At 62.3% G+C, this 13,565-nt stretch carries 13 protein-coding genes and 1 riboswitch; of the genes, 1 reads left to right on the top strand and 12 read right to left on the bottom strand.

What is annotated here, in order from left to right:
- Nucleotides 1–74 precede the first annotated feature (74 nt).
- The 7 genes from cobF to cbiE form a co-directional block, all read right to left on the bottom strand.
- The gene (gene cobF, locus DHN60_RS01320) at nt 75–809 is read right to left on the bottom strand and encodes a precorrin-6A synthase (deacetylating) (RefSeq protein WP_108835454.1); all 735 of its coding nucleotides are present in this window, start codon (nt 807–809) and stop codon (nt 75–77) included.
- A 65-nt stretch (nt 810–874) separates the two neighbouring features.
- Nucleotides 875–1,552 carry an energy-coupling factor ABC transporter permease gene (locus DHN60_RS01315; RefSeq protein WP_108835887.1) on the bottom strand — a complete coding sequence of 226 codons (678 nt, stop codon included), beginning with the start codon at nt 1,550–1,552 and terminating at the stop codon, nt 875–877.
- A gap of 52 nt (nt 1,553–1,604) precedes the next feature.
- A riboswitch (cobalamin riboswitch) is annotated at nt 1,605–1,793 on the bottom strand.
- A gap of 148 nt (nt 1,794–1,941) precedes the next feature.
- A complete protein-coding gene (gene cobA, locus DHN60_RS01310; protein WP_108835453.1) occupies nt 1,942–2,661 on the bottom strand; it encodes a uroporphyrinogen-III C-methyltransferase in 720 nt (239 codons plus the stop codon).
- On the bottom strand, nt 2,658–3,971 hold the full coding sequence (locus DHN60_RS01305; RefSeq protein ID WP_108835452.1) for a cobyrinate a,c-diamide synthase: 1,314 nt from the start codon (nt 3,969–3,971) through the stop codon (nt 2,658–2,660). Before DHN60_RS01305 ends, cobA begins: the two co-directional genes overlap by 4 nt.
- On the bottom strand, nt 3,964–4,758 hold the full coding sequence (gene cobM, locus DHN60_RS01300; RefSeq protein WP_108835451.1) for a precorrin-4 C(11)-methyltransferase: 795 nt from the start codon (nt 4,756–4,758) through the stop codon (nt 3,964–3,966). The genes DHN60_RS01305 and cobM overlap by 8 nt, the downstream gene beginning before the upstream one ends.
- Complete coding sequence (locus tag DHN60_RS01295) at nt 4,755–5,165, bottom strand: cobalamin biosynthesis protein (RefSeq protein ID WP_234423480.1); 411 nt, start codon at nt 5,163–5,165, stop codon at nt 4,755–4,757. Before DHN60_RS01295 ends, cobM begins: the two co-directional genes overlap by 4 nt.
- On the bottom strand, nt 5,120–6,310 hold the full coding sequence (cbiE, locus tag DHN60_RS01290; RefSeq protein WP_108835449.1) for a precorrin-6y C5,15-methyltransferase (decarboxylating) subunit CbiE: 1,191 nt from the start codon (nt 6,308–6,310) through the stop codon (nt 5,120–5,122). Before cbiE ends, DHN60_RS01295 begins: the two co-directional genes overlap by 46 nt.
- On the opposite strand from cbiE, the gene DHN60_RS01285 reads away from it, so the two are divergent.
- Entirely contained in the window at nt 6,309–7,061 is a 753-nt protein-coding gene (locus DHN60_RS01285) for a cobalt-precorrin-6A reductase (protein WP_108835448.1), read from the top strand. The two genes, cbiE and DHN60_RS01285, sit on opposite strands and share 2 nt — an antisense overlap.
- On the opposite strand, the gene cobJ is transcribed toward DHN60_RS01285, so the two are convergent.
- From cobJ to cobN, 5 genes are read right to left on the bottom strand one after another with little or no spacing between them, the layout of a single operon-like run.
- Nucleotides 7,037–7,786 (bottom strand): precorrin-3B C(17)-methyltransferase, encoded by a 750-nt coding sequence (gene cobJ / locus DHN60_RS01280; protein WP_108835447.1) that lies wholly within the window; start codon nt 7,784–7,786, stop codon nt 7,037–7,039. The two genes, DHN60_RS01285 and cobJ, sit on opposite strands and share 25 nt — an antisense overlap.
- Nucleotides 7,783–8,511, bottom strand: coding sequence for a precorrin-2 C(20)-methyltransferase (locus tag DHN60_RS01275; protein WP_108835446.1), 729 nt, complete (start codon nt 8,509–8,511; stop codon nt 7,783–7,785). The genes cobJ and DHN60_RS01275 overlap by 4 nt, the downstream gene beginning before the upstream one ends.
- Nucleotides 8,508–9,137, bottom strand: coding sequence for a precorrin-8X methylmutase (locus tag DHN60_RS01270; protein WP_108835445.1), 630 nt, complete (start codon nt 9,135–9,137; stop codon nt 8,508–8,510). The genes DHN60_RS01275 and DHN60_RS01270 overlap by 4 nt, the downstream gene beginning before the upstream one ends.
- A 4-nt stretch (nt 9,138–9,141) precedes the next feature.
- Nucleotides 9,142–10,287, bottom strand: a complete 1,146-nt coding sequence (locus DHN60_RS01265; RefSeq protein ID WP_234423479.1) for a cobalamin biosynthesis protein CobG — start codon at nt 10,285–10,287, stop codon at nt 9,142–9,144.
- Nucleotides 10,284–13,565 carry a cobaltochelatase subunit CobN gene (gene cobN / locus DHN60_RS01260; protein ID WP_108835444.1) on the bottom strand — a complete coding sequence of 1,094 codons (3,282 nt, stop codon included), beginning with the start codon at nt 13,563–13,565 and terminating at the stop codon, nt 10,284–10,286. Before cobN ends, DHN60_RS01265 begins: the two co-directional genes overlap by 4 nt.

Raw genomic sequence — 13,565 nt, 5'->3', positions numbered from 1 at the left:
AAGAGCATTCTGTGCGCCATAGGGCCAGCCCCACGTTCCCAGTGCGACCAGTGGCTTGGCGACCTGCCTAATTTTTAGGCGCGTCGGCGGAGCAGATAGGTGTCCATGATCCAGCCATGGGCGGCGCGCGCCTCTGCCCGTTGGGCGATGATCTGCGCACTGACTTCGCCAAGCCGTCCGTGGGCAAGGATTTGTTCTGGCATGCCAAGGTACGCGCCCCACCAAATGTCAAAGGATGTGCCGTCCAAAGTCTGAAACGTGCAATCGCCGTCCAACATTACGATCAGTGTTTCGCAGTCCTCTGGCCAGCCATGATTGCGTAGGCGTCTGCCGGTCGAGATCGTGATGGGCGCGTTGAGCGTATTGAGAGGGATGGCGTGTGCCGCAGTGAGCGCTTGAACAGATGTGATCCCGGCCACCACATGCAGCTTTGGTGCGGGATCGAGCCGGGCGGCGATGCGCAGAGTGCTGTCATAAAGAGATGGGTCACCCCACACCAGCAGGGCAACGCGCTTGGCGTCAGGGTGGGCCGCCATTGTGTTGGCCCAGACCTGCGCGATCTCGTCGTGCCACGCATCCACACGGGTCAGATATGGCAGCGTGTCATCGCGGACCGGCATATCAAACAGGGCAACCACGGCGTCATTGCGCACGCTGTCGATGATGCTGGTGCGCAGATCGGCAAGATCGGATTTGCCGGGTTTGTGAGGCACCAGAAACAAATCAGCCTGTGCAATGGCGCGACGTGCCTCACCCGTCAGGTGATCCGGGTTGCCGGTGCCGATGCCAATCAGGTGTAGCTCGATCATGGTTCTCACTCACGAAAAAGGGCCGCGCGGATGGCGCAGCCCTTTGGTTCGTTTCAGGTGCGCGTTCAGGCCGCGTTGAACAGGCGTTGCGTGAACAACGGGCCGGTCTTGCGGTCCCGGATGGTCTTTGCGGCGCCCAGAACGGCGAGGTCAGCCAGTGGTTCGATCAGGATAACCAGCATGTACGCTGCTCCGAATGTCAGCACGGACTGCATGTTTTCGGCGCCAACGCCCTGACCGTAGATCGCCCAGAAGGCGACCCATGCCACAACACCACCCTGATAAATGGCTGACATTTTAAGGACTTGGGCATAGCTCAGATCGACGTAGGCTGTGGCATCCGGCACAATCGGTTTGGCCAGTGCGTGAATGGCAAAGAGCGGGAACAGAAGCGTGGTGACGTTCACAAAGAACATCGGCATGTCCGAAGGCGCGAAAACAGTCCCTTGGATCAACAGGCCAGCCGCAAGCCCAAGGGCTGCAGCGGCGGGGCCGAGCAGCAGGAACAGCGTGGTGCCGAGGATAAAGTGAACTTCGGATATGCCCACGGCAAAATGGGGCAGGATTTCGAAGAAGATGAAAACGCCGACGGTGGCCAGTACAGTGCGCACCACAAGTGACGGAAGGGCATGGGACTTCAAGTCGTCTGCCGCAAGTTTCAATGTGTAGCCCGCTGCTGCAGCTGCAGTCCCGTAGGCCAGCACCATTTTTGCGCCGTCCACGACACCCGGTTCGATATGCATCTTTTTGTCTCCTCGCCACCACCCCGGCAGCATTCATGGCCGGTGTTCCGGCGCGTTTCGTTTTGGCGATGGCAGGTCTCCTGACTGCCGGGTCGCTGCGGGGCCGGACCTTCCCGACGCATGTTGCGTCAGTGGTGCTCGCCGGGCCGCTCACCGGTCACAGTTGCGGGGGCAGTCCGGGATTTACACCCGGTTCCCTTTTCAGACCCCTTTCGGGGCCACCATCGTCACCTCACGTTTACATTGATTCCCAAGGTGGGCAAGTCTGGATGCGGCATTTGGAAGTATGGATTTGCCACGCCGTGCTTGGTTCATTCTTTTACGGGGGCTTTGGCATGGCGCTGCGCGCTTCCGCCATGGATCATTGTGCGAGATGAAGCGGGACTTCGTCACCCATCCGCCAACGCTCCGTAAAGGATCAAAGCGGGCGCGTCGCTAACCCCTTGGCTCAGTTTGAGGGAAAGGTCCGCAACACTCATCCGGTGAAGGGCCTGTGCGGGTGTACTCACTCCTTCGGCCAGGAGAGTAGGGGTATCAGCAGGCAGGCCCGCATCCATCAACATTTGAGCAAAGGCAGGGAACGTACGTTGGCCCATGAAGACCACGGTTGTCGCCTGCGCATCGGCAAGAGCCGCGAGGTTCAGATCGTCCGGCAAGGCACCGCGCACATCGTGGCCTGTGACGAACTGTACCCGCCGTGCGGTCAGCCGCCGGGTCAGCGGAATGCCCGCCGCTGCCGCTGCCGCGCAGGCCGAGGGGACACCGGGGATGATTTCATACGCGATACCTGCGGCCTTCAGCGCGTCAATTTCCTCTTCCAGCCGCCCAAACGTTCCGCCATCTCCTGATTTCAACCGCACAATCCGTTGCCCGGTTTCGGCATAGTCCACCAAGAGTTGGCTCACGTGGTTCTGCTTGGGTGACGGGCGCCCAGCCCGTTTGCCGACGCCCACAAGGTCCGCTCCGCCACGGGCATGGGTCAGGATCGGCCCGGCACTAAGATCGTCAAACAGCACTGCATCGGCACGCTTTAACCGATCTACGGCCTTGAGCGTCAGCAACTCGGGATCGCCGGGGCCTGAGCCTACAAAGCTGACAAAACCACTCATGTCGCCTCGCCCGTAATCAGGTGAAAGAAGGTGCCCGTCACATTGCCTTTGTGCGAACCGGTTTGCGTCACGGGGTTGCCGTCTGCATCAAAGACCGCCGCAAGTGCCGCGTCAGGCTGTTCGATGATCGAGGAATAGTGGAACTCGTGACCGCGCAAGGCGGTTCCAGTGTCAAAGCCCGGCATCGCCCGCTCCAACACAGCGCGGCGATAGCCAAGGTTGAACTTCCGCTTTTCGTATGACGTCACCAACCCCAGCAACCCGGCCATTTCGTGGCGTGCGCCCTCTTTGTCGATCAGGATCTCGCCGAGGGCCATGTACCCTCCGCATTCTCCGTGCACGGGCTTGGTTTTGGCATGTTTGCGCAATCCAGCTTTGAAGGTCGCCGCTGAGGCCAAAGTTCCTGCGTGCAACTCAGGGTATCCTCCGGGCAGCCAGACCAGATCGGCCGTTGGGTCCGGGGCTTGATCGGCCAGTGGAGAGAAGGGCAGGATTTCCGCCCCCGCAGCACGCCATCCTGTCAGCAAATGGGGGTAGGTGAAAGAGAACGCGGCATCTCGAGCCAGCGCGATCCGCTGGGCGGGCGGCAATGGCAAAGGGTGCACAGGCGCCGCTTGCCCAGCCTTGGCGGCGGCGCGTATCGCCTCAAGATCAACATTTTCCCGCAAGAATTCGGCGTATCCCGCAATGGCCGCCTCAAGATCGGGGTGTTCTACAGCCTGAATCAGACCCAGATGCCGTTCGGGCAGTTTCAGATCGCCTCGCCGTGGGAGTGAGCCCAGAACGGTGATCCCTGCCTGTTCCATGCCGACACGCGTCAGCCGCTCGTGCCGGGGGCTGGCAACCCGGTTCAGGATCACGCCCGCGAAGGGCAGATCGGGATTGTACATCCTGAACCCAAGCGCTGTGGCCGCAGCCGATTGCGCTTGCCCGCTGACGTCGATCACAAGGACCACAGGCCAGCCCATGGCCAGCGCCGTCTCTGCGCTGGACCCGAATCCGGATTGGCCGCGCGTTGCGACCCCATCAAACAAACCCATGGATCCTTCGGCCACGCAGATGTCTGCGCCATCCTGCTGCCCGCTGATCCCACCCAATAGGTCTGCGTCCATCGCCCAGGTGTCAAAGTTGAACGACGGTCGACCGGCGGCGGCCAGATGAAAGGCCGGATCGATGTAGTCGGGCCCCGATTTGTAGGGCTGCACAACCAGCCCGTCGTCGCGCAGCGCGCGCAATAGTCCCAGCATCACAGTGGTTTTCCCGGTGCCCGAGGCGGGGGCCGAGATCATCAGTCCGGGGGGGTTAGTCATCTCCGTGGCTCCAGCTTGCCCAAGGGCTGTCCGCGGTTTGCGGGCGATACCGGCGGTCGTAATCCGGGGCGTAAAGGCAGCTTTCGTCGAACTGCTCGGCCCCGATGGCGCGGCCGACAAGGATAAGCGCAGTGCGCGAGATGCCCGCATCCATGGCGTCCTGCAGGGTTGCGAGTGTGGCGTGAATCACCTGCTGGTCTGGCCAGCTTGCGCGGTAAACCACCGCAACAGGACAGTCCGCGCCATAGGCGGGGGTGAGGTCGGTGATCACTTGGGTGAGATTGCCAATGGACAGGTGAATGGCAAGTGTCGCGCCTGTGGCGGCGAAGTTGGTGAGGCTTTCGCCCGCAGGCATGCTAGAGGCCCGTCCCGGCGTGCGCGTCAGAACCACCGATTGGGCCACTCCGGGCAAGGTCAGCTCGGCCCCAAGGGTGGCGGCGGCGGCGGCAAAGGACGGCACGCCGGGGGTCACGGTAAAGGGAATGTCCGCAGCCTTGAGGCGACGCAACTGTTCGCCCATTGCTGACCAGACTGACAAATCGCCGGAATGAAGCCGGGCAATGTCGTGTCCTTTGGCATGGGCGGCACTAATCTCTTCCATGATCTGATCAAGGTCCATGGCGGCTGTGTTCACCACCCGCGCGTCAGGTGGGCAGTGGCCAAGGATCGCTTCGGGGACAAGCGACCCTGCATAAAGGCAGACGGGTGCAGCGGCGATCAGGTCGCGCCCCCGCAACGTCAGAAGATCAGGCGCACCGGGGCCTGCGCCTATGAAATGGACGGTCATGTGTCGGCTCCTTTGGCGATGGCGCAGGTGGCCATGCGATCAGCGGATATGTGGCGGGTGACCAACAGGTGCGCGCCTGGGCCTGCGGCGGAAAGCGCTGCGGCTTCGGCGACAGATCCTGTATCGCGCGCGCTCTTGCTTGTTGTGGATTGGGTGGTCGTTTGCACATTCGCGATCTGCTCGGCAGAGACTGCCGCGACCGGAACGTTAAGGTTTGTCGCCAGATCGGTGAAGGCGGCAGTTTGCACCTTATCCGACGCGCTGGCGATTTTCGTCAGCGCACCGGTGAACCCCGTAGCATGCAGTGCGCTGTGCAAGCTGTCAGACGTCGCGCGCGTCGTGAACCCAAACCCCGCGACAATCATCGGCTCAGGCTCCATTGCACCACGGGATACGAGGACACCCATCCGCGTTTGCGCCCCAAGGGTTTGGCATTTGCGATTTCGATGCGCATCAGATCGCCGCCTCGCTCAGCCTGCGCGGCACTCAGCCACGCTTCGCCCTCCAGTGTGACGGCATTGATGACAAGGCGGGCGGGCAGGGCGATGACGTCATCCAGCAGCGCCGCTGTCAGACCACCTCCAACAAAGACCGCATCGGGCGTGTCCAGCCCGGGTAAGGCTTCGGGGGCCGATCCGGTCACCAGAGTCAAACGGTGTGACACCCCAAGCGTATCCGCATTGGCGGCGATGTTGGCGGCGCGGTCCTCGCGGGGTTCTATGCAGGTGGCGCGGGTGCTTGGATGGGCGAGCAACCATTCGAGCGCGATAGATCCCGATCCGCCGCCGATGTCCCAAAGGTGCTCGTGTGGCTTGGGGGCGAGGGTCGACAGGGTGATCGCACGGATAGGGCGTTTGGTCATCTGTCCGTCATTTTGGAAGATGTCGTCGCATTGTCCAGAAGCGTGCGTAAGAGCATTGCCCAACCCCGCAACCGCAATGGCGGCGCAGACCGGATGGCTGAATGTGCCATTAAGGGTGGTTGCCGCATGGTTCGTGACCCGTTCTTGTGGCCCGCCCAAATGTTCGAACACAATGACTGTGCTGTCGCCAAAGCCCTGATCGCAAAGATATTTTGCCAGAGTACCCACCGCATCGCCATCACGGAGCGTCACGATAGCATGCGTGCCCTGAGCCAGATTCTGCCGCAAACGGGCCATAGGCGCTGCGTGCAGACCAAGGCATGTCGTCCGTTCCAAGGCCCATCCCAGATGGCTCGCGGCAAGAGCAAAGCAGGACGGGCCGGGATGTGCCGCCCACTCACCCGCGCCAAATCGCTGCGCGATCACTGATCCGGCCCCGAACCAGAACGGATCGCCCGATGCGAGCACGACGACCCGCCGCCCACGCAAGGTTTCAAGGTGGTCAATGCCGTCACTGAAGGGCACGGGCCACGGGATGGTCTGAGCTGTGGTGCCACCTAACAATTCAAGATGTCGGGGCGGCGCCATCACGACTTCGGCCTGTGCCAGCGCGTCTTGACTTCGCATGCTCAGCCCGGCAACTCCGTCCTCGCCCATTCCGATGATTGTGAGCCAGGGGGTATCAGACATGACGCGCAACCTCCTGATCCTTGGGGGCACGACCGAAGCGACAGCCCTTGGGGGCGCAGTGGCCGAGGCCGGACTGCGCGGCACCGTCAGTTTTGCGGGTCGGGTGGAACGGCCCAAGCGCCAACCGCTGCCCCAGCGGATCGGCGGGTTTGGTGGTGTTGAGGGCTTGCGAGACTACCTCGTCTCCCATCAGATCACCCATGTGGTGGACGCCACACACCCGTTTGCCGCGCAGATGAGCCGCAATGCCAAAACGGCCTGTGCCCAAGCGGGTGTTCCTCTGATTGCCCTGACCCGTGCGCCGTGGGGTGCACAAACCGGCGATAGCTGGACACATGTCCCTGATATTGCAGGCGCTGTGGCCGCGCTGGATCGCCCCGCTGCGCGTATCATGCTGGCCGTGGGGCGCATGCATCTGAACGACTTTGCCCCCAATCCGCAGCACTTCTACCTGTTGCGGCTGGTTGACCCGCCGCAAAGCCCGCCACCCTTTCCGGACCACCATGTCCTTGTGTCGCGCGGGCCGTTTACGGCTGCCGACGATCGCGCCTTGATGGAAGCGTACGGCATTGACCTGATCGTCTCCAAGAACGCAGGTGGTACCGGAGCCTATGCCAAGATTGAGGCGGCTCGCGAACTTGGCCTGCCGGTGATCATGATTGATCGCCCGGCGATTCCGGATCGCGCCGAAGCCTACAGCGTGGACGAAGTGATGGCGTGGCTGGGTCACGGTGCTGACCTTGGGGTGTAGACGATGGGTGCGCGGCCAGTTTCGATGATGCGAGTCTGGCTGGAACCGACGATGACCATGGTGCGCATGTCGGCCATCTCCGGCGTTGTGTCCTGCAAGGGAACCACCTTGATCTGTTCATCGCTCTGAGAGACGTTGCGCGCAAAGATCACCGGGCGGTTGTCGCCGCAAGCTTCTTTAAGCACCTCGAGCGTGCGCACAAACCCCTCGGGCCGCGACTTGGAACGTGGGTTGTAGAATGCCATGGCGAAATCGGCTTGAGCTGCCAGCCGCAGACGATTTTCAATGACACTCCACGGTTTGAGGTTGTCGCTGAGGTTAATGGCGCAGAAATCATGGCCCAATGGAGCACCCGCACGGGCTGACGCGGCCAGCATCGCAGTGATGCCGGGCAGGACCGAGATGTCGAGCGCGCGCCACTCTGCGGGCCCTGCCTCCAACGCCTCAAACACGGCGGCGGCCATAGCAAACACACCGGGATCACCAGAGGACACGACCACGACATCGCGCCCATTCGCCGCCATCTCCAGCGCGTGGCGTGATCTGTCGAGTTCGACCCGGTTGTCAGAAGGGTGCAGAGTAAGGCCGGGCCGCTCGGCGATGCGGGCCACGTATGGGATATAGCCAACAATGTCTGTGGCGCGAGCAAGGGCGGCGCTTACCTCGGGCGTGACAAGCGCCTCGTCCCCCGGTCCAAGCCCCGCAATCACCAGAGTGCCCGTCATGGCCTGCGCCCTTGTCCGTGCACCACGATGATCGAGAAATACGGAGTCACTTTGCCCTCGGCCTCGGCCAGTTTTTGCACCGTCTGGTTCGGCATCGTGGCGTATTCGATCAACCATGCATCGTCATATCGATCCGCGTTGCGCAATGCGCGGCGCACCTTGTCGATGTTGCGCCCGATCTTCATGACCACCAGCGCATCGGCATTGCCCATATTCCGGGTCAGCGTGTCTTCGTCCAGCGTGCCCATCAGCACCGTCAGGATGTCATCGCCCCACGTGATTGGCGCGCCTGTCGCTGTCCATGCGCCCGACATGCCAGTGATGGCGGGCACGACATGGGTAGGCACGTCGTCTTTCAGCCGGGTGTAAAGATGCATGAACGAGCCATAAAAAAACGGATCACCTTCGCACAACACCACCACATCTTCACCCGCATCCGTGAGTGCACGTAGGCGTTTGGTGCATTCGGTGTAAAACGCACTGAGAACTTCGTTGTAGGCGGGGTCACTGAGCGGGATTTCAGTTGTGACCGGGTATTCCATCGGGTGTTCAGTGGCATCGTCTGGCAGCAAGTCATTGGCCAGCGTGCGTGCCTGTCCGGGTCGACCTGCCTTGCGGAAAAAGGCGATGTGGCGCGCGCCTCGGACCAGCCGGTCTGCACGCACACTCAGCAAATCGGGATCGCCGGGGCCTAGGCCTACGCCGTAGACGGTGCCGACAGTCATTCCTTGCGGCTCGCGATGGCGTTGACGGCCGCCACAGTTATGGCACTGCCACCCAAGCGCCCTTGCACGATGCAGCAAGGTACAGGCTGGTCGGCCCAAAGCGCGTCTTTGGATTCCACTGCGCCGACAAAGCCGACTGGACAACCGATAATGGCCGCGGGGCGAGGGCAGTCGGGATCTTCTAGCATGTTGAGCAGGTGAAACAGAGCCGTGGGCGCGTTGCCAATGGCCACTACGGCCCCGCCAAGGTGGGGCCGCCACAACTCCAGCGCAGCGGCAGACCGGGTGTTGCCCATTTCCGCGGCCAAGGGGCGGACCGCCTCGTCATGCAGCGTGCAGATCACCGCGTTATCGGCAGGAAGGCGGGGTCGCGTGATCCCTTCGGACACCATGCGTGCATCGCACAGGATCGGTGCCCCGTTTTCGAGGGCAGCCCGCGCCGCAGGCACAAAACCGGGCGAGAAATGGCAAAACTGTTCCAGCCCCACCATGCCAGCGGCATGGATCATCCGCACAGCGACTTGTTCTTCGTCCGCATCAAAGCGCGAAAGGTCAGCCTCGGATCGGATGGTGGCAAAGGACTGGAGGTAAATGGCCGCGCCATCGGTCTGGTATTCGTAGGGCATATGGTCAGGCCTTGAGCATCATCAGTTGGTCGGGTGTTGGAGCGCGCAGTATCTCGGTGGCACTTAGTCCACGCTGGCGGGGCTGATCCCATGGATGGCCCTGCTCCACAAGGTCGAAGGCGCCGTTTTGGCCGACAAGCGTGGTCGCGCAGGACTTGGGATGTGCACACCCCTTGGCGCAGCCAGACACGTGCAGGCCGTTTGGGTGCAATGTTGCGAGAGCACGCGCCAATGTGCGTGTGTCCACAGTTGCCGCCTCGCAAGCCGGCGCACCGGGGCAGGCATGGGCAGACAAAATCGGGTCGCGCGCCTCGGTGACAAATCCTTGGGCCACAGCGGGCTGCGCGTCTTCCAGCACAAACACGCGCCAGGGAGTGACACGCATCGCAGTTGCTTGACTGTCCGCCACGAGGTTGGAGAGGGCCAAAGCGTCCAAGCTTCCAAACGCGGCGCCATAGGCAATCCCTTGGGCCATTGTGCCGGGCGACAGGGCTCTGCCGGGCGCAGCAGAGGCATGCACACTCCACTGATCAGGCGGTGGGTAGCGTTTGACGTGATGCGCCATTCGCTTTGATGCGAAGCCATCTGAACTGACAAACCACTGCGCAGCCTCGATGAGCGCTGAAACTGCTGTGTCTGGCGTTACGGACCGCCCAAGCGTCAGGCCATCCAGACGCAGGATAAGATCGGTACCGACGCCTGCCTCAAACCTGAAATCGGCGGGTGTGCTCTGAAGGACGGGACGGGCCCCTGCATCGATTGCCACGCCCATTTTGGCAGGCAGTTCGGGCATGTCGCTTATTTGGTCACAAAGACTGTCGTGGAGGTGCTGGTTGATGTCACCGACCTGCCAATGCGGCGTGATGGTGATATTGCGCCGGCTTTCCAGCGCGGGTGTGTCGTCAAGTAGACCAAGCGACTGCAATGCGTCCAATACCTGTTGGTGTGCGTCTTCCTGCACGCCGCGCATTTGGAGATTGGCACGGCTTGTCAGGTCAATGATGCCGTTGCCGAACTCTTGAGCCAAGGAACACAGGCCAAGCACTTGATCTGCCATCAAACGTCCAAGCCGTGGGCGCACCCGTATGATAAGCCCGTCGCCGGACATCATCGGGCGGTAAGCCCCCGGGCACCAGCCTTTGATCGTCATTGCGCGGCCTCAAGGGCTGCGCGGATCGAGTTGCGCCGGGTTTGCCACAGGCCAGCAGCGTCGAGTGCCGCGAACTGGTCAATCATCGCCCGATACGCGCCGGGATTTGCGTCGCGCAGGAAGGTTTCAACCTGCGGATCGCCAAGTGTTGCTTCGTGATAGAGGTCAAAAAGGTGCGGTTGAACCACGCCTGCGAGGTGCGCAAAGGCGGCCATATGGTCCAGCGTTGCCGCAATCTCGGCAGCACCACGAAAGCCGTGGCGCATCATGCCTGCCAGCCATGCAGGCTGCACCGCGCGGGCCTGTACAACGCGGGCGATTTCTTCGGGCAGGGCGCGGGCGCGGGGGTGGTCCGGGTTGGTGCTGTCGAGGTGGTACAGGGCTGCACTGCCACCCGTGACGGCTTGGGCGGCGGCAAACCCAGCCTCATGCGCGGCGTAGTCAGAGGCCAGAAGGACGTCCGTTTCCGGCAGGTCCTGCAGGTGTACAAAGCTGTCGGCCAGCGCCACACGTTGACGTATGCCGTGCGCGTCCTTGATAGCGTCACTGCCATCCAACGCGTATGCACTTGCGGCAAGCCACGCGCGCCCTGCCGCCGCGCGGCTTTCTTCGGTGAATGTTTCAAGGTCGGCTCCCATACCAAGCCCAAAGCTGCCCGGTGCAGGGCCATAGACGCGCGCGGACGCCTGCCGCCCTGCATAAGGGTTCCAGTCGGGGGCTTCGTCGCGCGCGGCAAGTGTGCGGACCGCCTGGTTGAACAGAGCAGACAGCGTCGGGAACACGTCACGGAATAGCCCCGAGACGCGCAAGGTCACGTCCAGACGGGGACGATCGAGGTCCGTAATGGGAAGGACTTCAATGCCGGAGACACGTTCTGATCCGGCATCCCAGACCGGCTTGACCCCCAAAAGGTGCAGCGCCATCGCGAATTCTTCGCCTGCCGTGCGCATGGTGGCCGACCCCCACAGATCGACGATCAGGCCCCGCGGCCAATCGCCATTGTCCTGCAAGTGGCGGCGTACCAGTTCCTCGGCCAGTTTGACGCCTTGTGCATAGGCCGCCCGGGTCGGCACAGACCGTGGATCAGTGGTGAACAGGTTGCGCCCGGTGGGCAAAACATCGGTGCGTCCGCGATAAGGAGAGCCGGATGGGCCACCGGGGATGCGTCGCCCGTTCAGAGCGGCGATGAGGTTGGTGGTTTCGGCATTCACCGACGCGGCCTGCCCGTCAGGCGCACCGGTCGGTGTGCCCCGTCCCCAGATGTGCAACCCGTCGCCAAACTGGCTTTCCTTGATGTCGCAGACAAATCGGTCGATGCGGGTGATCGCTTCGGCTGTGGACGTTGCGCGGGCAAGGCCAAGGTCATCTTCGACCCCCAGCGCCTGAGCCTCGGCGCGGATGTCCTCCTGGAGGCGGTCGCGGCGTTTGGGGTCAAGACCGTCGGCATTGGAAAATTCGTCGAGCAGCGTTTCAAGGCGCAACAGACGATCTGGTGTTGCACTGTCCTTCATGGGCGGCGGCAGATGGCCAAGGGTCATTGCCCCGATACGCCGTTTGGCCTGTGCAGCTTCGCCGGGATCATTGACGATAAAGGGGTAGAGGACAGGGGTGGACCCAACGAGCGCCTCTGGCCAGCAGGCATCGGACAAGGCGACGGATTTACCCGGTAGCCATTCCAGTGTGCCATGTGCGCCAATGTGGATGAAGGCCTGAGCCTGCGTGCGCAACCAAAGGTAAAAGGCGACATAAGCATGGCGCGGTGTGCGGCCGAGGTCGTGGTAGTCGTCGTCGCGCGCTTCCGGCGTGCCGCGCTCGGGTTGCAAAGCGATGGTGACGTTGCCCCGCCGCAGAGCCGGAAATTGGAATTTTCCGTCCAGCACTTCGTCTGCGGGGTCTCCCCACGCAGCCGTCAGGTCGTCCTGAAGCGATTGAGGCAGGTCGGCGAGCGCGGATTTGTAAGCTTCAAGCGGCCATGTGAGTGTCTCATGACCCAAGGCGTGATCGAGAGGCGTGCCCTCACGCCTTGTGCTGTGGCCAGCATCTCCCAAGTCTTCGAGGATCGCCTCTGCTGACGCCAATGCGTCGAGTCCTACGGCATGGGCCATGTTCCAGTCTTTGCCAGGATAAGTACTGAGAACCAGCGCCAAATGGCGGTCTTTCGGCGCTGTTTGGCCAAGATCCGTCCACGCCTTGACCTTATCGGCCACGGCTTGTGTCCGCGCCAAGTCTGCCTTGTGAGCATAGCGCGAGAATTGCAGGTCTGCATCTCGGGCCTGCGGCTCTTTGAACGAGGACACGCCCGCGAACAAACGTCCGTCCACCTCTGGCAAAACCACATGCATCGCAAGGTCGGCGGGGGAAAGGCCGCGTTCCGCCTCTTCCCACATGTCGCGGGTCGACGTTGCAAGGGCAACCTGAAACACCGGCACGTCGCCTGCGTCCAACGGGGATGTGCCGTCCTTGCCTTTGCCGGAAAACGCGGTGGCATTGACGATGGCGCAAGGACCGAGGCCAGCAATCTGGCGGGACATCCAGCGCGCTGCATCAGGGGCCTTGAGCGAGGGTGAAAACAGCCCCAACACAAGAAACTCGCGCTGCCGCAAAGCGTCAAACAGCGCTTCAATGGGCGAAAGATCGGCCGCCGCGAGATAAGCGCGGTAGAAAGTGACGATCACAAGGGGACGATCGTCTTCGGCGTGGATCAATGGGCAGGACAACCCGTGTTCCGGCGTCCAAGCACCGACCATTGGCAAAGACTTGGCACCCCGCACCGGTCCTGCATAAAGGCCCGACGCCAGCGCCATTTGCGCCAACGCGGCTTGCGCGGCAACCGCACCTCCGGTGTCGCAGAGATGTGCGAGGCGCCGAAGCGTCGACACCGGCAAAGTAGACATCTCGTCCAACCGCGTATCCACCCGCCCGTCGGCCGGCAGCACGGCGAGTGCAATGCCTTTGGCTTCAGCCAGTGCGCGCACCTGTTGCAGCCCATAGGACCAGTAAGGCACGCCACCGATCAGCCGGATCAGGATGCCCTTGGCGCCCGCAAGCGTTTGCTCAACATAGGTGTCGACCGAAAGCGGGTGTTTTAGCCCAACAAGATTGGCGAGCCGCAGAGTCGGCATGCCATCCGCACCGCCACCACGATGCCAGCCCGCGCCAAACGCGCCAAGGTCACTGTCCGAGAACGATAGCACCACCAGATCCGCAGGCGTTTGCCCCAGATCGGTGGGTGTCTCGGTCTCTTCTAGCCCATGGCTTTCGCGAAAGACGACGTGCAT

Origin of the sequence: Tateyamaria sp. Alg231-49 (assembly GCF_900143535.1) — a bacterium.
Lineage (GTDB): Bacteria > Pseudomonadota > Alphaproteobacteria > Rhodobacterales > Rhodobacteraceae > Tateyamaria.
The sequence above is the reverse complement of the archived record's forward strand: the minus strand, read 5'-3'. Positions and strand labels throughout refer to the sequence as shown.

Excerpts from the sequence above, each read along its gene's own strand:
- cobF (WP_108835454.1), bottom strand. The coding sequence starts at position 809 with ATGATCGAGCTACACCTGATTGGCATCGGCACCGGCAACCCGGATCAC.
- DHN60_RS01315 (WP_108835887.1), bottom strand. The coding sequence starts at position 1,552 with ATGCATATCGAACCGGGTGTCGTGGACGGCGCAAAAATGGTGCTGGCC.
- cobA (WP_108835453.1), bottom strand. The coding sequence starts at position 2,661 with ATGAGTGGTTTTGTCAGCTTTGTAGGCTCAGGCCCCGGCGATCCCGAG.
- DHN60_RS01305 (WP_108835452.1), bottom strand. The coding sequence starts at position 3,971 with ATGACTAACCCCCCCGGACTGATGATCTCGGCCCCCGCCTCGGGCACC.
- cobM (WP_108835451.1), bottom strand. The coding sequence starts at position 4,758 with ATGACCGTCCATTTCATAGGCGCAGGCCCCGGTGCGCCTGATCTTCTG.
- DHN60_RS01295 (WP_234423480.1), bottom strand. The coding sequence starts at position 5,165 with ATGGGTGTCCTCGTATCCCGTGGTGCAATGGAGCCTGAGCCGATGATT.
- DHN60_RS01285 (WP_108835448.1), top strand. The coding sequence starts at position 6,309 with ATGACGCGCAACCTCCTGATCCTTGGGGGCACGACCGAAGCGACAGCC.
- cbiE (WP_108835449.1), bottom strand. The coding sequence starts at position 6,310 with ATGTCTGATACCCCCTGGCTCACAATCATCGGAATGGGCGAGGACGGA.
- cobJ (WP_108835447.1), bottom strand. The coding sequence starts at position 7,786 with ATGACGGGCACTCTGGTGATTGCGGGGCTTGGACCGGGGGACGAGGCG.
- DHN60_RS01275 (WP_108835446.1), bottom strand. The coding sequence starts at position 8,511 with ATGACTGTCGGCACCGTCTACGGCGTAGGCCTAGGCCCCGGCGATCCC.
- DHN60_RS01270 (WP_108835445.1), bottom strand. The coding sequence starts at position 9,137 with ATGCCCTACGAATACCAGACCGATGGCGCGGCCATTTACCTCCAGTCC.
- DHN60_RS01265 (WP_234423479.1), bottom strand. The coding sequence starts at position 10,287 with ATGACGATCAAAGGCTGGTGCCCGGGGGCTTACCGCCCGATGATGTCC.
- cobN (WP_108835444.1), bottom strand. The coding sequence starts at position 13,565 with ATGCACGTCGTCTTTCGCGAAAGCCATGGGCTAGAAGAGACCGAGACA.